Here is a 19777-nt window from a genome sequence, read left to right on the forward strand (position 1 = left end):
GTGATTCATAAGCAGCAGAGGCCAGTCACCAGATTCGGTTAATCTCCGCATAGTAAAAAGACTGCCCTTCCCGCATATCGTTACCGCGGTGAGGACAGTCTTTTGTTATTTAGTCTGATTGAACCTGTTGTGCTAAGCCTTAGACAAGCTGCTTATTCAGCACTGCCTGCATGCTGCACTACCCACTTGCCCGCTTCAAGCAGGGAGGCCTCGGCGCGCTCAATCGCCGCTTTGACCTGTACAGTGGCGGTACCGCCGTAGACGTTACGGGCGTTCACTACAGCCTCAGGCTGCAGGACAGCATAAATCTGGTCGTCGAACAGCGGAGAGAACTGCTTGAATTCATCCAGCGTCAGATCAAGCAGGAATTTACCCTCGTTAATGCAATAAAGCACCGTTTTGCCGATGACCTCATGCGCCTGGCGGAAAGGTAAGCCTTTGCCGACCAGGAAGTCCGCAATGTCTGTGGCGTTAGAGAAGTCAGTGTTAACTGCTTCACGCATCCGCCCCTTATTCACCTTCATGGTAGCGATCATTGGAGCGAACAGCTGCAAGGCGCCTGTCAGCGTAGCTACTGTATCGAACATACCTTCCTTGTCTTCCTGCATGTCCTTGTTATACGCCAGCGGCAGAGATTTCAGCACGGTCAGGAGACCGATAAGGTTGCCGTAGACACGTCCTGTTTTGCCGCGCACCAGCTCAGGCACGTCAGGGTTTTTCTTCTGCGGCATGATGCTGCTGCCGGTGCAGAACGCATCATCCAGCTCCACGAAGCTGAATTCGGTGCTGCTCCACAGTACCAGCTCTTCACTGAGCCGGGACAGGTGGGTCATGATTAGCGCTGCATTAGCCAGGAACTCGACGATGAAGTCGCGGTCGCTGACAGCGTCCAGGCTGTTCTCATACACACTGTCGAAGCCAAGCTGCTCCGCCACAAAATGACGGTCAATCGGGAACGTTGTTCCGGCCAGTGCCCCGGCGCCCAGCGGCAGCACGTTAATCCGCTTGTAGCTGTCTGTCAGGCGCTCCGCGTCGCGGCGGAACATCGACACGTATGCCAGCAGGTGATGGGCGAACAGAATCGGCTGTGCGCGCTGCAGATGCGTATAGCCTGGAACAATCGTGTCCACATTGTCTTTGGCTTGTTCAATCAGCGCTTCCTGCAGCTCATGCAGCAGACCTACGAACTCCACAACCCGGTTACGGAGATACAGATGCATATCTGTCGCTACCTGGTCGTTACGGCTGCGTCCGGTATGCAGCTTACCGCCGACAGGTCCGATTTCTTCGATCAGGTTCTTTTCAATATTCATATGAATGTCTTCATCCGCTACGGAGAATTCGATCTCGCCTGCACGAACCTTGTCCAGCACCTTGTTCAAGCCGGCTTTGATCGTCTCAACATCCTCCTGCGGAAGGATACCGCATTTGCCCAGCATCGTGACATGGGCCAGACTGCCCTGCACATCCTCTTCGGCCAGTGCCTTGTCGAATCCGATGGATGCTGTATACTCCTCCACCAGCTTGTTTGTACCTTTTGTAAACCGACCGCCCCAAAGCTTGCTCACCTGATATGTCCTCCTCTAATGGACGATAGAAGGGCCGCTCCTGTCCTGTCGGAGGAACGGCCTTCTGGTATCCATATTTTAAAGTATTCTACTTGTTAGATTCTGCTACGCCGGAGGAAACCTTCAGACGCAGTGCATTCAGGCGGATAAAGCCTGTTGCATCCCCCTGATCATAGGCCTGAGTCGGGTCTGCTTCCATTGTCGCGATGTCCGGATTGTACAGGCTGACCGGTGATTTCACGCCGGCGCCGATGATGTTGCCTTTGTACAGCTTCACGCGAACCGTACCGGTTACGTTCTTCTGGCTCTCGTTCACCAGTGCCTGCAGTGCAAGGCGCTCAGGCGCGAACCAGAATCCGTTATATACCAGAGTGCTGTAACGGGTAATCAGGCTGTCGCGCAGGTTCATCACTTCACGGTCCATAGTGATGGATTCCATTTTGCGGTGTGCGGTGAACAGGATGGTTCCGCCTGGAGTCTCATAGACGCCGCGGCTCTTCATGCCGACAAAACGGTTCTCCACCATATCCACGCGCCCGATCCCGTGCTTGCCGCCGAGCTCATTCAGCTTCTCCATTACCTGCAGCGGAGTCAAGGCTTCACCGTTCAGTGCTACACAGTCGCCCTTAAGGAAATCCAGCTCCAGATACTCTGCTTCATCCGGTGCGTCTTCCGGTGCATTGCTGAGCAGGAACATTTCTTTGTTCTCCGGTGCGCTTGGATCGAACCAAGGATCTTCCAGTACGCCGCTCTCATAGCTGATGTGCAGCAGGTTGCGGTCCATCGAATAAGGCTTCGCAGCCGAAGCCTGTACCGGAATACCGTTAGCCTCAGCGTAGGCGATCATTTCCGCACGGCCCGGGAACTGGTTGCGGAACTCTTCCAGCCGCCAAGGCGCAATCACCTTGATGCTTGGCGACAATGCCGCCGCGTTCAGCTCGAAGCGGACCTGGTCATTACCTTTGCCGGTTGCGCCGTGGGCAATTGCAGTAGCGCCTTCAGCGATCGCAATGTCCACCATACGCTTGGCAATCAGCGGACGGGCAATGCTTGTCCCCAGCAGGTATTGGCCTTCATACAAAGCACCCGACTGGAACATCGGGTAGATGAAGTCATTCGCAAACTCGTCGCGCAGATCGTCGATATAGACCTTCGATGCGCCGGTGGCCAGCGCTTTTTCCTCCAGACCGTCCAGCTCTTCCTTCTGGCCGATATCGGCAGTGAAGGCGATAATTTCCGCATCATAGGTTTCTTTCAGCCATTTCAGAATGACTGAGGTATCCAGCCCGCCGGAATAGGCGAGTACAATTTTTTCTTTAGGCATGGGGGTGCAACTTCCTTTCATGTGGGGGAGTATAGGATGGGAGCTGGCAAAAGAGTAAAGCTCCGGTGCCCGGACGCAATCTTCAACTATATAGATTGAATCAGAGACTTTCTATTTTGGGATTAGCCGTGACTCCAGAGAATATTTGGACTTCCAGCCGCTGTTGTCTGCAGATTTCCTGATTTGCACCGCGTTCGCGGTTGAAATCCGCAGGACAGCATATGCTTCCGAAGTGAGCTTTTCTACGAAAAGCTTTCAGGCGGACGCTACCGCTCTTACAGTTCCAAAATTCCCTTCCGCCACTCTTCCCTTAATATTCGTTCTAAGATTCAAGTCATATTGCTGCAGAATGCTTTCATGCTTAGCACCGGATTAACAACTCTAAAAGCCAAGTCCATCCTATATAGTGTTTTTATATAGTATAAGACCTTTAAGGCCTTTGCAGGTTTAAAGCTGCAATTTCTTAAACCAACACTCTAGCAGGCGATTCTCAACCTATCCGGGCTTCGCCTTGGATGACAAAACCCTTAATTAGCCCATCAAAGCAGCCATCAGCGCCTTCTGCGCATGCAGACGGTTCTCAGCCTGGTCGAAGATGACGGAGTTAGGGCCGTCGATTACGCCGGTGCTGACCTCTTCCTCACGGTGGGCCGGCAGGCAGTGCAGGAACAGGTAATCAATCTTCGCGCCTTTTACCAGCTCCTCGTTGACCTGGTAGTCCTTGAATGCCGCTTCACGTGCCAGCTGCTCAGCTTCGAAGCCCATGCTCGCCCACACGTCGGTGTAGATCACATCAGCGTCCTGGACCGCTTCCTGCGGGCTGTTGGTGATGACGATGTTAGCGCCTGTCTCCTTGGCGATCTCACGCGCCTCAGCAACGACAGCCGGGTCCGGCTCGTAGCCTTCCGGTCCGGCAACCGAGACATGCACGCCCAGCTTGGCGCCGCCGATCAGCAGGGAGTGAGCCATGTTGTTACCGTCGCCGATGTAGGCCAATTTAAGGCCTTTCAGCTTGCCTTTGTGCTCATATACGGTCTGATAGTCCGCCAGCACCTGACAAGGATGTGCCAGATCGCTCAGACCGTTGATTACAGGCACAGAAGCGTAACGCGCCAGGTCCTCAACCTTATCATGGCCGAAGGTACGGATCATGATGCCGTCGAGATAGCGGGACATCACCTGAGCCGTGTCTCCAACGGTCTCGCCGCGGCCAAGCTGGATGTCATTTTTGCTCAGGAACAGCGCATGGCCGCCGAGCTGATACATACCGACCTCAAAAGACACGCGTGTGCGGGTCGAGGATTTTTCAAAAATAAGGCCGATTGTTTTGCCCTTAAGCGGCTGGTAAACCTCGCCGTTCTTTTGCTTCTTCTTCAGCTCGATAGCCAGTTCAATCAGATACGTGATTTCCTCCGGGCTGTAATCGTTCAGCTCCAGCAGATCACGGCCTTTGAGCTCCTCTGCAATCGCCAGCTTCCCGCTTTGTACACTCTGGCTCATGAATGTGCCTCCCCGCTTTCTTTGTTAGCATAAGTATGAATGAGCGGAACAAGAATGTCCACCGCCTGGCGGATCTCCTCAGTGCTCACATAAAGATTAGGCAGCAGACGGATTACGTTCGGTCCGGCCTGTACGAACAGCAGCCCCTGCTTCTGTCCGGCCAATACAATATCGCCTACTGCATCTGTACATTCGATTCCGATCAAGAGACCCTTGCCGCGTACTTCCTTCACAAACGGCGTATCCGCCAGCTTCTCTCTCAGCAGACCGCGCAGGAACTCGCCCATCTCCTCAGCGCGCTGCGGCAGCTCGTCTTCGAGCATCGTCTCGATCGTCGCTTCCATCACCGCTGCCGCCAGCGGCGTACCCCCGAAGGTGCTTGCATGGCTGCCGGGGCTGAATGCTTCGCGCAAATAACCTTTGCCCAGCATAACGCCTGCCGGGAACCCGCTTGCTACGCCTTTTGCCAGGGTGAAAATATCCGGCTCGATCCCGTAATGCTGATGCGCAAACAGCTTGCCCGTACGGCCCATGCCGGTCTGTACTTCATCTACGATCAGCAGCAGGCCATGCTCGTTGCACAGCTCAACCACAGCGCTGAGGAAGTCCTGCTGTACCTCCAGCACGCCGCCTTCGGCCAGGATCATCTCCAGCATGATCGCTGCGGTATTGTCCGTAATGGCTGCCTTCAATGCCGGCAGATCATGTAAAGGCACCGTCTTGAATCCGCCCGGCAGCGGCAGGAAGCCTTCTTTTACCTTTTGCTGGCCCGTTGCCGTCAGTGTCGCCAAAGTGCGTCCATGGAAGGACTGCTCAAATGTAATAATCTCATAGCGGCCTGTGCCCTTCACCTTCTGGTGATAGCGGCGGGCCAGCTTAATCGCAGCTTCATTCGCTTCCGCCCCGCTGTTGCAAAAGAACACCTGATCCGCACAGCTGTTACCCGTAAGCAGCGCTGCTACCCGGTCCTGCCCCGGAATGTGGAACAGGTTCGAGACATGCCATAGCGTATCAATCTGCGCTTTCAGCTTCTCGCCGACCTTCTCGGGAGCGTGTCCCAGGCTGGTTACCGCCAGCCCGCACATGAAGTCAAGGTACTTGTTGCCCTGGTCATCCCAGACCCAGCTGCCTTTGCCCTTAACCAGACTCAGATCATATCTGGCATAGGACGGGAATACCGCACTCAGCTTGGCAGGAGCAGCCTCCTGAACCTCTGTTTTCCCTGAACGGGTATCCGCAGCCCCTGTTAAAGAATTCTTTTCCGCCTGTGTAAGCTCACTCATTCTTAGTCACTCTCCCACCATGCTGCTTCCGGTAAACCGGCAGCGCTATATTTTGGCAACACACCTGACTTCCGGCTTGTCTCTACTTCATCTTACCAATACTACGAACGGATAATTCTCGTCCCCAGCTTCTCCCCGTCCAGTACCCGGCTCAGCACCTGAGGCTCCTTGCCGTCTACGATGACTACCTCGGACACGCTGCCCTGAATGCAGTCCATCGCCGCGCGCACCTTGGGAATCATCCCGCCGTAAATCTCACCGCTGGCAATCAGCTCTTCGATCTCTGTCACAGTAACTGACGGCAGCACAACTTTTTCACCCTCCATTACGCGCATAATACCGGGGACATCCGTGACCACAATCATCGAAGGCGACTTCACAAAAGAAGCCACCGCCCCAGCCGCCGTATCCGCATTGATATTGTAACGCTGCCCACCGGCATCTACACCAATAGGTGCAATCACCGGAATATAGCCGAGTGCGAGAATCCCTGTTATGATCTCCGCCTTAACTCCGGTCACCTCGCCGACCTGCCCTACTTCATCGCTGTTTGCTACAGGCCGTGCCAGTATCAGATTGCCGTCCACACCGGACAAGCCGAGAGCCTGCCCCCCGTTGCCCTGGATTCTGCGGACAATCGCCTTGTTGATGCTGCCTGCCAGCGTCATCTCTACAACATCCAGCACTTCCTCCGTCGTCACCCGCAGTCCGTTCACAAAGCTGCTCTCAATCCCCAGCTTCGCCAGGTTCTCCGAAATCGCCGGTCCGCCGCCGTGTACAATCACAGGCTGAACCCCGCTGTCCTGCAGCTCACGCAAATCCGCAAAAAATGAATCCGGCAGCGCAGCCAGCGTACTCCCGCCGCATTTCATCACAAACAGCTTTTCTATCTTTTGCTCCGTCATGTTCTAGGTAGCCTCCTCATGGATTTATGCCAGCTGCGTTTAAGTACGGTATGCCGCATTAATCCGCACATAATCATAAGTGAGGTCACAGCCCCAGGCTGTAGCCTTGCCTTCGCCGTCAGCCAGAGCTACGGTAATCAGCACCGTACCGGTCTTTTGCAGATAATGAAGAGCCTTCTCTTCGTCAAAAGCCACTGGACGCGATTGGCGCAGCACCGCTATCTCACCAAGCGAAATATCCACCTTCTCGGGCGATACCGGAACACCGGCGCGTCCAACGGCGGCAATAATCCGGCCCCAGTTGGCATCCGCCCCAAAAATCGCCGATTTCACCAGACTCGAGCCTACCACCGTCTTCGCAATCGCCCCGGCAGCCTCATCATGCACTGCACCGCTGATCTGCACCTCAATCAGTTTGGTCGCACCCTCACCGTCTCTCGCAATCGCCATCGCCAAGTGCCGGCACACATGAGTGAATGCCGCGGCAAAAGCATCCCAGTCCGCATGCAGACGCGTCAGCTTCTCATTACCGGCCAGGCCGCTGGCCATCGTTACCAGCATATCGTTCGTGCTTGTATCCCCATCAACTGTAATCATATTAAATGTAGTATTAGTAGCGGTACGCAGCAGGCTTTGCAGATCTTCCCCGTCAATCAGGGCATCCGTCGTCATGAAGCCCAGCATCGTGGCCATATTCGGATGAATCATCCCCGAGCCCTTGGCCGCACCGGCAATCGTTACCTCTTCTCCGCCGACTGATACTGTGACACAGCATTCTTTTTTCACCAGATCGGTTGTCAAAATAGCCTGGCTGAACTCCTCTGCTCCCGCAGGGCCTCCATCAAGCTTCTCCTGAATTCCGGCAATCCCGGTACGCACACGGTCCATCTTCAGCAGCTCACCGATCACTCCAGTTGAAGCTACTGCAACATTCTGCTCACTCACGCCAAGCGCTTTGGCCGCAGCTGCACGCATCTCATAAGCATCGGCTTCGCCCTGCTCGCCTGTGCATGCATTCGCGTTCCCGCTGTTCACGATGACCGCCTGCAGGATACCATCCCCCAGACTTTCACGGGTTACTTTAAGCGGCGCAGCCTGAAATACATTCGTTGTATACACAGCCGCAGCCGTTGCCGGAACCTCGCAGAGGATAACTCCCAGATCGTTGCGGGTTGTTTTTTTGAGGCCGCAGTGCAGTCCTGCAGAGGTAAAACCCTTTGGCGCGGTAATGCTTCCGCCTTCCACGACGGTATATGGCTGATTTATGCTCATTGTATGTTTGACCGCTGAACCTTACGGATACACTGGTGTGTAACCAAGGCCGCGGGTTTCCTCCCATCCCATCATCAAATTCAGGTTCTGAATCGCCTGCCCTGCTGCACCTTTAACAATATTGTCGATGACAGACACAATCGTTACCCGTCCTGTACGTGCATCTGCGGAGAAGCCGATGTCGCAGTAGTTCGATCCGCTGACCTCTTTGGTCGCCGGAAGCACTCCGGCCTCACGGATACGCACAAAAGGCCGCCCTGCATAATACTTACGGTATAGTTCCACAAAATCCTGCTCGCTATAAGTCCCGTTCATTCCTGCATACATCGTGCTCATAATTCCCCGGGTCATCGGCACCAGATGCGTTGTGAAGGTCACGGTTACCTTTTCACCGGAAATATCGGTAAGTACCTGTTCAATCTCTGGAATATGCTGATGCTTATTGACCTTATAGGCCTTGAAGTTCTCATTGACCTCGGCATAATGAACGCCCAGATTCACACCGCGTCCTGCTCCCGAAATACCCGACTTCGCATCAATAATGATACTCTCCGGCTTGATCCAGCCTGCCTCTACCGCAGGAATCAGTCCCAGCAGCGTAGCGGTCGGGTAACATCCCGGATTGGAGATAAAATCAACTCCTGCAGCGCGTTCACCATACACCTCACATAACCCGTATACAGCCTGCTCCAGATATTCAGCGGACGGGGCCGTATGCTTATACCACTGCTCATACTCCGTTCCGTCCTTCAGCCGGAAATCGCCGGACAGATCGACAACCTTCAGGCCCGCTTCCAGCAGCTGCGGTACCAGCTTGGCACTCACACCTGACGGTGTTGCTGTGAATACTACATCTGCCCTGCCCGCAATCTCCGCCGGATCAACACCGTCCAGCTTCCGCTCCACAATTCCCGTCAAATGCGGAAAACCCTGCTCAATCGGCTCTCCGGCACTCGATGAGGAGATTACTGATGTAATTTCTATATCCGGATGGTTCTGCAAAAGCCTGATCAGCTCCACGCCCCCGTATCCCGTTGACCCCACTATCGCCGCTCTCAGCTTGCCTGCCACTGTCATCCCCGCTTTCTAACTGTTGATATCCATGTATACCGTCCTGCAAATATGTATTATTATACGACTGAATTAATATAAATACAACATCTTGCGTTAACTTTATTGGTAGGATTGTTATATAAAAAAGAGAAGCGTAGACTTCTCTCATGGAGATTCTACGCTTCTCTTTTAAATCCTTCACCAAGCACCTCATGGGCCTCAGTAATGATCACAAATGCACCCGGATCAACGGACCGGACAATCGCTTTTAGCCGGGTAATCTCGTTCTGGCCTACAACTGCCATCAGCACCACCCGGTTATCACCGGTATAGCCGCCCTGTGCGTTCAGCTTGGTCAGCCCGCGGTCCAGGTCATTCAGAATCGCCTGGGAGATCGCCTCTGTGTGATCAGAGATGATATAGGCCACCTTGGTCACACTGAAGCCCATCTCCAGCGCGTTGATCACTCTCCCGGTCACGAACAGGCCAATCAATGCATACATCGCCTGCTCCATGCCCAGCACAAATGCGGCCAATGTAATAACCGTACCGTCCAGCAGCACGACAGACAGCGAAAAGCTGAAGCCGGTGATCTTCTGGATAATCTGTGCTGCAATCGTCAGCCCGCCCGTTGATCCGCGTCCGCGGAACACCAGACCCAGCCCGAGCCCTACTGCAATCCCTCCATAAATGGAGGCAAGCAGCGGATTGGTCGTCGGAACCGGACCGTCCTTGGTCAGGTAGATAAACAACGGCAGCACGAAGCTGCCCAGCAGGGAGCGCATACCGTATTGCTTGCCGAGGAAAATAACCCCGAGAATAAATAACGGAATGTTCAGCGCCCACTGGGTAAAAGCCGGCTCAGCGCCGAACCACTCGTCGGCAAGCACCGACAAGCCCGATACTCCCCCCGAAGCGATCTGGTTCGGCAGAAAAAACAGATTGAACCCGAGACCGGTAATGAATGAACCAATTAAAATTAAAGCTATATCCACCGTATGGCGTAAGGGCCCGTTCAGCGGAATCAGCGGCGGTTTGTTGCGTGAATTTACTTTTTGCATGCTCTAGCTTCTCCTTACTACACTCCACGGACGCGTAGAAATCCAGTTATACTTATTCAACTTCTGTCTTAATCTGGCTGCGCAGATAGCCGTCGATGAACAGGTTAATATCCCCGTCCATGACCGCACCCACGTTCCCGGTTTCCACGGATGTCCGGTGGTCCTTCACCATGCTGTATGGATGGAACACATACGAGCGGATCTGGCTGCCCCAGGCAATGTCCGACTGCTCGCCGCGGATCTCATCCAGATGCTTCTGCTGCTCCTGCAGCTTCAGCTCATAGAGCTTAGAGCGCAGCATCTTCATCGCCTGCTCCCGGTTCTTGATCTGTGAGCGCTCATTCTGACAGGTTACCACTACACCTGAAGGAATATGCGTAATCCGTACCGCCGAGTCCGTCGTATTGATGTGCTGGCCGCCCGCACCGCTGGCCCGGTAGGTATCGATCTTCAGATCCTCTGTCCGAATTTCCACTTCAACATCATCTGAAATTTCCGGAACTACATCACAAGAAACAAAGGAGGTGTGCCGTCTGCCGGAGGAATCGAACGGGGATATACGCACCAGCCGGTGCACCCCCTTCTCCGTCTTCAGGTAGCCATAGGCATTGAAGCCCTTGATTAGCAGCGTAACGCTCTTGATTCCCGCTTCGTCACCCGGCAGGTAGTCAAGCACTTCAACCTTGAAGCCGCTTTTCTCCGCCCAGCGTGTGTACATGCGCAGCAGCATCTGACCCCAGTCCTGGGACTCTGTTCCGCCGGCGCCTGGATGAAGCTCCAGAATGGCGTTCAGCTTATCATACGGCTGGTTCAGCAGCAGCTGAAGCTCGAACTCGTCGACCTTGCCGGCAACTGCACGGATCGTTGCAGCCACTTCTCCTGCCAGCTCCTCGTCGCCTTCCTCATCAGCCAGCTCAGCCATCATTGCCGCATCATCATATTCCTGCTGCAGCTTCTCAAACTGGTCTACTACGGATTTGACCGCGTTCATCTCGCCGATGACTACCTGGGCCTTCTCATTGTCGTTCCAGAAATCCGGCGCTGCCATCTTCTCTTCAAAGTTCGCAATGACTTCCAGCTTCAGGTCTAAGTCAAAGAGACCCCCTAAGGTTGGTTAGTTTCTTGCCTATTTCACGCAGGTCCTGCTTCACGGTAAAATCGATCATGGGATCACTACACCTTTCAAAATAAAATATTGCGCGGGGCCGCTGATTGGAGTTTGCATCTTCCCAGGGAGTAGAGCACGCATGGCTCCTTGCTCCTCAATCTTGCACCTGGCATATTCCGCAGCTCCAGGGAATGTTTGGACTTCCGGCCGCTGTTGTCTTCAGATTTCCTGATTTGTACCGCTGATCGCGGTAGAAATCTGAAGACAAAGGCGGACGCATTCGCTCCTACAGTTCCAAACTTCCCCTCCACCGCTTCCGCCAGGAGCCAGCTCCGCAGAGCATTTTCACCTGCTCTGCTCTTACCCCGGAAACACCCCAAAACTCCAAAAAAGCGGCCGGGCCGCAAACGGGGGGATACCCCGGGCCCAGCCGCCTTTATTGTCATTATAAGCCTGAAACAATCAGGATATCCTAAGCGTTCTGGCCGTGGCAGTTCTTGTATTTCTTGCCGCTGCCGCATGGGCAAGGATCGTTACGGCCGATAGCCGCTTCGACGTGCACCGGACGTTTCTCAGCCGGCTCAGCGTTGGTCGAGATTTTATCTTCCTCGATTACGGACTGGCGTTCCTGGTTAGCTTCGATGTGCGCCTTCATAATATACGTAGCGACTTCCTCCTGAATGGCGGCAGTCATGGCGTTGAACATCTCAAAGCCTTCAAACTGATATTCGCGCAGCGGATCTGTACCGCCGTATGCACGAAGGTGAATCCCTTGACGAAGCTGATCCATCGCATCAATATGATCCATCCATTTGCTGTCTACAGAACGGAGCACGATAACCTTTTCGAATTCACGAACCAGCTCAGCGCCAAGGCGCTCTTCGCGTGCATCGTATTTCTGCATAACACGGTCAAAGATGAAATCAACGATTTCCTCTACTTCCTTACCCCAGAGGTCATCACGTGTAAGGGCACCTTCATCCAGCAGCTTGCTGTTAACATAGTCAGCAACCTCCTGCAGCTCCCAGTTCTCCGGAATATCATCACTGCAATGTGCACGGACGACACGGTCAATGACCGGCTTAATCATCTCGGTTACAACACCTTTGATATTCTCGGATTCGAGAATTTCACGGCGCTGCTTATAGATAATCTCACGCTGCTGATTCATGACATCATCATACTGCAGCACGACTTTACGGATATCGAAGTTGTTACCCTCAACCCGTTTCTGGGCTGATTCAATGGCACGCGTAATCATACGGCTCTCAATCGGCTGATCCTCTTCAAAGCCCAGACGGTCCATCATATTCAGGACATTGTCTGCACCAAAGCGCTTCATGAGCTCATCACCGAGTGACAGATAGAATTGAGTAGAGCCCGGGTCGCCCTGGCGTCCGGCACGTCCGCGAAGCTGGTTATCGATACGGCGGGATTCATGACGCTCTGTACCGATAATATGCAGACCACCAACATCTCTAACGCCCTCACCAAGCGTGATATCCGTACCACGGCCGGCCATATTCGTAGCAATTGTTACGGTGCCCGGCTGTCCAGCCTGTGAAATGATCTCCGCTTCGGATTCATGATGCTTGGCATTCAGCACCTGATGCTTGATGCCCTTACGCTTGAGCATTTCAGATACACGTTCGGAATTCTCAATGGACACTGTACCTACCAGCACCGGCTGGTTCTTTTTATGGCGCTCTACAATCTCTGCTACCACCGCATTAAACTTGCCGGTCTCGCTCTTATAGACGACGTCAGGCATATCCTCACGCTGGTTTGGTTTATTCGTCGGTACCTGCAGAACTTCCAGGCCGTAAATTTTCTTGAATTCCTCTTCTTCCGTCTTGGCTGTACCTGTCATACCGCCTAATTTGCGGTACATCCGGAAGTAGTTCTGGAAGGTGATCGTTGCCAGGGTCATGCTCTCATTCTGTACCTGGATCTCTTCCTTCGCTTCAATCGCCTGGTGCAGCCCGTCGCTGTAGCGGCGTCCAGCCATCAGACGGCCGGTGAATTCATCGACAATGACAACCTCATCACCGTTCACCACATAATCAACATCACGGCGCATGATAACATTTGCCTTGAGTGCCTGGACGATATGATGGTTCAGGGTAACATGGCTGTGGTCATACAGGTTCTCAATGCCAAAAGCGCGTTCAGCTGTAGCCACACCCTTCTCAGTCAGAGCTACCGATTTCACTTTTATATCAACTGTGTAATCTTCTTCAGCCGTTAACTTCTTAACAAAACGGTCTGCAGCATAGTACAGCTCTGTCGATTTCTCAGCCTGGCCGGAAATAATCAGCGGAGTACGCGCTTCGTCAACCAGAATAGAGTCTACTTCATCAATAATACAGAAATATAGCGGGCGTTGTACCATCTGCTCTTTGTAGAGCACCATGTTATCACGCAGATAGTCAAAACCAAATTCATTATTCGTACCATACGTAATATCGCAGGCATACGCTTCTTGTTTATCAGCATGGTCCATGCCGTTCAGGTTGACCCCGACCGTCATGCCCAGGAAGTTATAGATTTGTGCCATTTGCGCGCTGTCACGCTGAGCCAGATAATCATTAACCGTTACGACATGCACACCCTTGCTGAGCAGTGCATTCAGATAAACCGGCAATGTACCCACAAGCGTCTTACCTTCACCTGTCTTCATTTCGGAGATCCGGCCTTCATGCAGCGCCATACCTCCAACCAGCTGTACGTCAAAATGCCGCATGCCCAGCGTCCGTTTGGAAGCTTCGCGTACGGTTGCAAATGCTTCTGGAAGAATCTCTTCCAGGGTCTCGCCTTTTTCAATCCGGGCCCGGAATTCTTCAGTCTTCGCCTTAAGCGCCTCATCCGAGAGGGCTACGAATTCAGGTTCCAGTCCATTAATAACTTCGACCGTCTTCATTAGACGCTTGACATCACGTTCATTGGTGTCGCCGAATATTTTCTTTACAAGTCCTAGCATGGTTAACCCCTTTCATGCAACACAGATGGTGGAACCGAGCCCATCCTTAACTAAAAATTGAAAGGGCCATATATTATTTCGATTCCGCTGCTTCATAAATTGTAACAGTTTGTAAGACAAGCCGCAATACGAGTAGCCGCAACCTTATTTTGCAAAATAGAAGAAGCGGTGAATTGTCATTCTATTTATACGAATAAGAGCCCTATTCGCTTCAAGCGAATAGGGACTCGGCTGATTTTTGTAATTAGTACTGGCTGCATTACCCCGCCAGCATATTGCTTTACCTGACGTTTCAGATCAATCCTGTTCGATCAGGCCGTACTTGCCATCATTGCGTTTGTAAACAACGCTTACTTCGGAAGTCTCAATGTTGGAGAATACAAAGAAATTATGTCCAACCATATTCATCTGCAGAATGGCTTCCTCGACATCCATCGGCTTCAAGGTGAAGCGCTTGTTCCGCACCACTTCCAAATCATCGTAATCCTGTTCCTCAACGGCAACAGCGCTGGAAGGCTCTTCTACAAAAATCGTCTTCAGGCTGCCTTCCTGACGGAACTTACGGTTTAGTTTGGTTTTGTGCTTGCGGATTTGCCGTTCCAGCTTGTCCACAACCGCATCAATAGATGCGTACATGTCGTCGCTGCGGTCTTCTGCACGAAGGGTTACACCTGCGAGCGGAATTGTGACTTCCACCGTGTGGATGCCGCGGACTACGCTAAGCGTCACATATCCTTCTGAGGTAGGGGGTGCATCGAAATACTTCTCAAGTCTGCTGAGCTTCTTATCAACATAATCTCTTAAAGCATCTGTCACTTCAATTTGTTGACCTCGAATGCTGAATTGCATAGGGCACTCCTCCTTTGTTTACGTTCCCATTATACCAAATTGTCAGCGCTAAGTAAAAAGCAATTCATTACAGACTTTACATTTACCTTACACAATTTGCATCTTTCATTAATTAGAATAAAACAAAGTCCGGGCAGGGCAATCCTTTCGCCCTTATCCGGACCATGTCTAGCCGATCATATTATTCCTGATTCAGCAGAAATTATAATAACCATTCCCTTAAACATTCCCAGCCTTAAGCCGTATGCTTCACGGCTGCTTCGTATGAATCCGCAAAAGCTCTACCGGTGACAAGGATGTTCCGCTGCCTGCAATGACATATACTTTATAAGCAGTATTAGCCATCAGACCGCTCAGTGTCAGTGTCTGCCTTGCTCCAGGAACCGGTGTAAAGCCGCCGCTCCAGGGTGCAGCCAGCTGTGCTCCTGAGCTGTTTTGCCCTGCCAGAACCTGTGCTGCTGTTGGGTTAGCAGCATCCGCGGGGAGCACCACATACCGTACAGGCGCGGACGCGTCCCCCGTCTGGCCATAGGCTACATAAACATCTGCTGTCACTGTACCCATTGAACCCGGGCTGAGCTCAGTAATCGCCCCTTGGCCTGCTGTAGCTGTAGCCAACCTCAGAGTATACACTCCAGACCAGCTGCCTGCTGTATCAGACAACGCTATATAGGCCGCATACTCCGTATCAGGCTGCAATCCATAAACCGAGAACGACACTGTACTGCCAGCAGCAGCTGCCGTTGATCCGGCATTCACACCTGCCGTACCGGCAGCGGTCAGACCATCACGAACCTGTACGTGATTCGGCGCAACGGCTGTACTGCTGTAAGGGGCAACAACATAGTAAACAGCGCCTGTTACCGATGAAGTCAGATACACATCTGCCGTAACAGAGCCTACATGTCCGTATGTTACACCACTAACCGTTGGAGCGGTGCTGCCACCGCCACTGCCGCCTCCACCGCTGCTACCTCCGCCAGCAGGACTTGTAGGGGTTGCTGGCGGAGTTGGGGTTGCAGATGGTGTAGCGGTAGGTGTAGGGGTTGGTGTGACTGAACCGCCTGGCTTGTTGGCCGCCGAGTTACCGATAATACCTACTGCCTCAGCTCTGGTCAGGGCCTTTTTGGGCCCGAAGGTTCCGTCCGGATAACCATTAATAATACTCTTGGCTGCTGCAGCTGCCACTGCTCCTTTAGCCCATGGAGCAATTTGCGCACTATCCTTGAACGCCAGCGTTGTATTGTTTGTGTTCAAGCTGAGAAGCTTTGCGGTAATGACCGCAGCCTCTTGGCGGGTAATCGGACTGGTGGCGCGGAACGTATTGTTCTCATATCCGCCAATATATCCGGCTCTTACAGCCTTGGCCACTTCACTATAGGCCCAGTTGGAGCTTCGAAGATCTGTAAACGTTATGGCTGCCGTGTCTGTAAATCCAAATAAACGGTTTACTAGTGCAACATATTCTCCGCGGGTAATCGCATTATTCGGCTTCACCGTCCCGTCTGCATAGCCCTGCAGGTAGCCTTTATCGAGCCAATCCTGCAACTGGCTCTGCGCCCAGTGTCCCTGAATATCCTTGGCCGTTGCTGCAGAGACACTTCCCAGAGCGCCGAACAACATGCTGATTCCAAGTACTCCAGTCATCAAACCTCGCCACATTTTCTTCATTCTGTTGTCCATCCTCCTAAAAAGTTTTTTACGCGCCTCCCTCCATCATTAGCCGCTATACAACTAAATCCGGAAGCATACGCTTACATTCGTTGGCCTCCGCTCATATAAACCGCACAATACAGCGCCTGCTTCAGAAGCATCCCGTACGTTCCCTCACTTAGGCAGTATGATGTCATTCCTTCGTTCACATCCCAAAGCACGAATAGTCTGCATCGAGGCAAAATCGTAGGCCCAACGTCTGTTATTACCCATTATTTTCATTGCTCTAACAGAAAAATGGAAATCGATGTTAGCTATTGAGCTGTAGACAGCAAATTAGCGCTTACAATACAACAAAAAAAGACCCTGGGAGTATCCCAGAGTCCCTGCTAGCGTTGTCTAAATTGCTAACCATCTACCATATATATGTAGGTCGGCTGCGCCGGATGATTATAATTTGATGACGTTAGCTGCTTGTGGTCCGCGTGCGCCTTCAACGATGTCAAACTCTACGGATTGACCTTCATCCAAAGTCTTAAAGCCATCAGTCTGGATCGCGGAGAAGTGTACGAATACGTCGCCACCATCGGCAGTTTCGATGAAGCCATAACCTTTTTCTGCGTTAAACCATTTAACTTTACCTTCCATTGATTAAACATTCCCTTCGTCATCAGATGAACGTGAGTCTTGCCCACAACTCGACTATACCACCGCAGCTTCTTCATTGTCAATTGGAAAAGTAAATGTTTACTTGCAATATTTTACCACTCGCAGATTAAGTCCGTAATTAGCTGTAACTGTGATTATTAATCAAAAAGGAGCAGACGCTATTCAATACCCGTCTGCTCCTGAAATGAATCATTAAGAATATATTATTTTTTTCGGTCCATCAGGATGCTGTCTGGCGTATAGGCTGCCTCGTAGGCGTTGCGCTGCATTTTGGCCTGTCCTCGCTTATGAAGAAAGTTCTGGGCTTCTTGCTTTAAGGCATTCATACGAGCAAGAATTTCAGCATCATATGTTAAAATCCGCTGGATCTCATGCTTTTGATCTATCGAGACTAACGAGGTTTCGACAAGCTCTGCGAGCTTATCGACAACCTCTTGGCGTTCTTCTACAAACTTTTCAATGTCCTCGAAGCTTGTATTAGAAAGCCTAGCTAAAATTTGTTCGGTCAATCCGTCTAGTTCCCTAATTAAATCATCCATGCACGTTCTCATTTTGTGCATTTGGTAGCTTTGAAGCCTGCAGCCAGGTTTCACGAAGCTCTCCTAAATATCCTAGTGCTTCGTGTGCTTTTTCTGGGTTACGGTGAATGTTGGCTTCAATTAATAAATGGTTTGTATATTCATACAAAGAAAACAAACCTTTTGAAACCTCGTAGGAGTGATCCAAAGTACCCATAAGCTCACTAATAATTGACTGGGCTTTTCCGAAATTTAGATTAGATTTCTCATATTCCTGCTTAGACAGCCCGTCTAATGCCATTTTAACAAATCTAATTGCACCATCATAGAGCATAATTACTAGTTGCGCAGGTGTTGAAGTCTGTACTGATGATTGCCGGTATTTATCATATGGAGATGTAATCAAAGGTCTCCCCCCTTATATTAGGACATTCCAAAACTGGATAGAAGATTGGCCGATTGTGAATTCAACTTGTTCATAGCTGTTTCCATTGCACTGAACTGATTATAGTACCGGGTTTCTGCATTTTCCAAATAATCAAGCATAGTGCTGATTCGCTTATTGTACTCTTTAAGCTGCTTACCCATAACGCTTTCTTCTTTGAAGGAGCTGGTTAGCTCCCCGGAGAAGCGGTTTGTTCCCGCCCGGTCAGCAATGCTGCTGAGTGACTTAGAAATTGTATCCGCCAGCTTATCAAACAAACCGGTAGTGGCAGCACTTTGAGGTCCCTGAAGCAAATCAATTGCACCTTGAGGATTATCGGTAAGAGCCTGTTTTAGCTTAGCTTCATCTATATACAACTTTCCGTTTTCTGAATAGGATCCGGTAGTAATTCCCATGGCGCTTAGTGAACCAAGCTTCTCGGTAATTAGTGTACGCATAGATGATAAGGTCGATTTCAGGATATCATCGTTTTTCAGCAGACCACTCATCGCTTTTTCGGTCCAGGCTTCGATATCAGAATCCTTCATTTCTGCTTTCTGTTCATCAGTAAGTGGTGCAAAATCACGATATTTAGCTTCGCCGATTCGCTTGCTCAACGTTAAAATTAGTGCGTTGTAGTCTTCAACGAATCCCTTGATAGTCTCTATTGCTTTGGTCGGGTCTGTAGTTGTTGTAATAAACAATGGGTTATCCAAAACACCTGAATCAGTAGGTTTAACGTTTTCACCTACTGTACTTGTTGTTTCTTTTAACAGTGTTAATGTTACACCGTTAACACTGAATGTATTAGTATCTTTTTCAATTTTCACACCGTTCACATAAGCAAAGGCGTTAACTCCATCAGCGGTATTAAATACACTTTTATCCGCAGCCTTCTGGTTGAACAAACTCAACAATTCGGAATCCTTAGCATCTTCCCCAAGCTTCGCTTCACTATTTTTACCGCTTGATTTCGAGTTAATGATCAATTTTCCTGTTAACTCATCATATTTAGCCGTAACCTTAGCGTCTGTCTTTGAATTGATGGTTGCTACAACAGTTGCAATTGAGGTGTCACTAGTAAAGAGGGTTTTTTTATTGCTGTCTGTAAAACTAACCCCATTAATTGAAAAATTATACGTTTTATCCGCATATGCTTTTTTCTCGTCTTCGGTTAACTTACTGGGATCTTTTCCATCAATAATCATTTGCATCTCGGCCAAGGTCCGGCTGGCCGGCACCATTTTGCCACCACCAGCCGTTTCAACCTTTGCTTTAGTCGCTAGCTGAGTAACACTAACTGCCATATCGATTCCATTTGCAGTAGCTGACGCATCCGCTTGAACTGCAGTTGTATTTCCCGAGGTAACTGCCGTCTGCATGTTCATTGCAGATGACACACCATATTTGGACGTTAATTTATTAGTCCTAAAATCATACAGCTTGCTATTCATCTCACGGTAGCTTTCCCGTTTCCACTCAAGCAGTTGCTTGTCCTGATTCAGCTTATCAAGCGGAACCCGCTTGGCGGTCATCATACTCTTAACCATGCTATCGATATCCATACCGGAAAATCCGTTAATACGTGTAACCAAAACCGCACCTCCTAT

The 19777-nt window shown here is 51.1% G+C and carries 16 protein-coding genes; all 16 read right to left on the reverse strand.

Annotated features, from left to right (window positions below):
* Positions 1-152: 152 nt before the first annotated feature.
* Positions 153-1568, reverse strand: coding sequence for an argininosuccinate lyase (argH, locus tag R70331_RS28000; protein ID WP_042181235.1), 1416 nt, complete (start codon positions 1566-1568; stop codon positions 153-155).
* An 88-nt stretch (positions 1569-1656) separates the two neighbouring features.
* Positions 1657-2892, reverse strand: a complete 1236-nt coding sequence (locus R70331_RS28005; protein ID WP_042181237.1) for an argininosuccinate synthase — start codon at positions 2890-2892, stop codon at positions 1657-1659.
* Between the two features lie 531 nt (positions 2893-3423).
* Positions 3424-4392, reverse strand: a complete 969-nt coding sequence (argF, locus tag R70331_RS28010) for an ornithine carbamoyltransferase (protein WP_042181240.1) — start codon at positions 4390-4392, stop codon at positions 3424-3426.
* Positions 4389-5675: an aspartate aminotransferase family protein gene (locus R70331_RS28015; protein ID WP_081947776.1), complete on the reverse strand. Its 1287-nt coding sequence runs from the start codon at positions 5673-5675 to the stop codon at positions 4389-4391. Before R70331_RS28015 ends, argF begins: the two co-directional genes overlap by 4 nt.
* A 101-nt stretch (positions 5676-5776) precedes the next feature.
* The gene (argB, locus tag R70331_RS28020) at positions 5777-6580 is read right to left on the reverse strand and encodes an acetylglutamate kinase (protein WP_042181242.1); all 804 of its coding nucleotides are present in this window, start codon (positions 6578-6580) and stop codon (positions 5777-5779) included.
* Between the two features lie 39 nt (positions 6581-6619).
* Positions 6620-7852: a bifunctional ornithine acetyltransferase/N-acetylglutamate synthase gene (argJ, locus tag R70331_RS28025; protein ID WP_042181244.1), complete on the reverse strand. Its 1233-nt coding sequence runs from the start codon at positions 7850-7852 to the stop codon at positions 6620-6622.
* A 21-nt stretch (positions 7853-7873) separates the two neighbouring features.
* Positions 7874-8929, reverse strand: a complete 1056-nt coding sequence (gene argC, locus R70331_RS28030; RefSeq protein ID WP_042181245.1) for an N-acetyl-gamma-glutamyl-phosphate reductase — start codon at positions 8927-8929, stop codon at positions 7874-7876.
* Positions 8930-9081: 152 nt separating this feature from the next.
* Complete coding sequence (locus tag R70331_RS28035; RefSeq protein ID WP_042181247.1) at positions 9082-9966, reverse strand: YitT family protein; 885 nt, start codon at positions 9964-9966, stop codon at positions 9082-9084.
* A gap of 52 nt (positions 9967-10018) precedes the next feature.
* Positions 10019-11132, reverse strand: a protein-coding gene (prfB, locus tag R70331_RS28040; RefSeq protein ID WP_156131205.1) for a peptide chain release factor 2 whose coding sequence is annotated in 2 segments (ribosomal slippage) — positions 10019-11059 and positions 11061-11132 — 1113 coding nt in all. Because the reading frame shifts where the segments join, the coding sequence is not laid out codon by codon here.
* A gap of 414 nt (positions 11133-11546) precedes the next feature.
* The gene (gene secA / locus R70331_RS28045; protein ID WP_042181251.1) at positions 11547-14054 is read right to left on the reverse strand and encodes a preprotein translocase subunit SecA; all 2508 of its coding nucleotides are present in this window, start codon (positions 14052-14054) and stop codon (positions 11547-11549) included.
* Between the two features lie 297 nt (positions 14055-14351).
* Positions 14352-14903, reverse strand: a complete 552-nt coding sequence (hpf, locus tag R70331_RS28050) for a ribosome hibernation-promoting factor, HPF/YfiA family (RefSeq protein WP_042181253.1) — start codon at positions 14901-14903, stop codon at positions 14352-14354.
* Between the two features lie 249 nt (positions 14904-15152).
* The gene (locus tag R70331_RS30785) at positions 15153-16574 is read right to left on the reverse strand and encodes an S-layer homology domain-containing protein (protein ID WP_052419244.1); all 1422 of its coding nucleotides are present in this window, start codon (positions 16572-16574) and stop codon (positions 15153-15155) included.
* Between the two features lie 432 nt (positions 16575-17006).
* Entirely contained in the window at positions 17007-17204 is a 198-nt protein-coding gene (locus R70331_RS28060; protein ID WP_019915069.1) for a cold shock domain-containing protein, read from the reverse strand.
* A gap of 224 nt (positions 17205-17428) precedes the next feature.
* Positions 17429-17764 (reverse strand): flagellar protein FliT, encoded by a 336-nt coding sequence (locus tag R70331_RS28065; protein ID WP_042181255.1) that lies wholly within the window; start codon positions 17762-17764, stop codon positions 17429-17431.
* Positions 17757-18149, reverse strand: a complete 393-nt coding sequence (fliS, locus tag R70331_RS28070) for a flagellar export chaperone FliS (protein ID WP_042181257.1) — start codon at positions 18147-18149, stop codon at positions 17757-17759. Before fliS ends, R70331_RS28065 begins: the two co-directional genes overlap by 8 nt.
* A gap of 17 nt (positions 18150-18166) precedes the next feature.
* Positions 18167-19762: a flagellar filament capping protein FliD gene (gene fliD / locus R70331_RS28075; protein ID WP_052419245.1), complete on the reverse strand. Its 1596-nt coding sequence runs from the start codon at positions 19760-19762 to the stop codon at positions 18167-18169.
* Positions 19763-19777: the final 15 nt, after the last annotated feature.

Origin of the sequence: Paenibacillus sp. FSL R7-0331 (assembly GCF_000758645.1) — a bacterium.
GTDB lineage: Bacteria > Bacillota > Bacilli > Paenibacillales > Paenibacillaceae > Paenibacillus_AQ > Paenibacillus_AQ camerounensis.

Coding starts and splice junctions, on each gene's coding strand:
- argB (WP_042181242.1), bottom strand. CDS start 6,580: ATGACGGAGCAAAAGATAGAAAAGCTGTTTGTGATGAAATGCGGCGGG.
- R70331_RS28005 (WP_042181237.1), bottom strand. CDS start 2,892: ATGCCTAAAGAAAAAATTGTACTCGCCTATTCCGGCGGGCTGGATACC.
- R70331_RS30785 (WP_052419244.1), bottom strand. CDS start 16,574: ATGAAGAAAATGTGGCGAGGTTTGATGACTGGAGTACTTGGAATCAGC.
- hpf (WP_042181253.1), bottom strand. CDS start 14,903: ATGCAATTCAGCATTCGAGGTCAACAAATTGAAGTGACAGATGCTTTA.
- argC (WP_042181245.1), bottom strand. CDS start 8,929: ATGACAGTGGCAGGCAAGCTGAGAGCGGCGATAGTGGGGTCAACGGGA.
- R70331_RS28035 (WP_042181247.1), bottom strand. CDS start 9,966: ATGCAAAAAGTAAATTCACGCAACAAACCGCCGCTGATTCCGCTGAAC.
- R70331_RS28015 (WP_081947776.1), bottom strand. CDS start 5,675: ATGAGTGAGCTTACACAGGCGGAAAAGAATTCTTTAACAGGGGCTGCG.
- R70331_RS28065 (WP_042181255.1), bottom strand. CDS start 17,764: ATGGATGATTTAATTAGGGAACTAGACGGATTGACCGAACAAATTTTA.
- R70331_RS28060 (WP_019915069.1), bottom strand. CDS start 17,204: ATGGAAGGTAAAGTTAAATGGTTTAACGCAGAAAAAGGTTATGGCTTC.
- secA (WP_042181251.1), bottom strand. CDS start 14,054: ATGCTAGGACTTGTAAAGAAAATATTCGGCGACACCAATGAACGTGAT.
- argF (WP_042181240.1), bottom strand. CDS start 4,392: ATGAGCCAGAGTGTACAAAGCGGGAAGCTGGCGATTGCAGAGGAGCTC.
- argJ (WP_042181244.1), bottom strand. CDS start 7,852: ATGAGCATAAATCAGCCATATACCGTCGTGGAAGGCGGAAGCATTACC.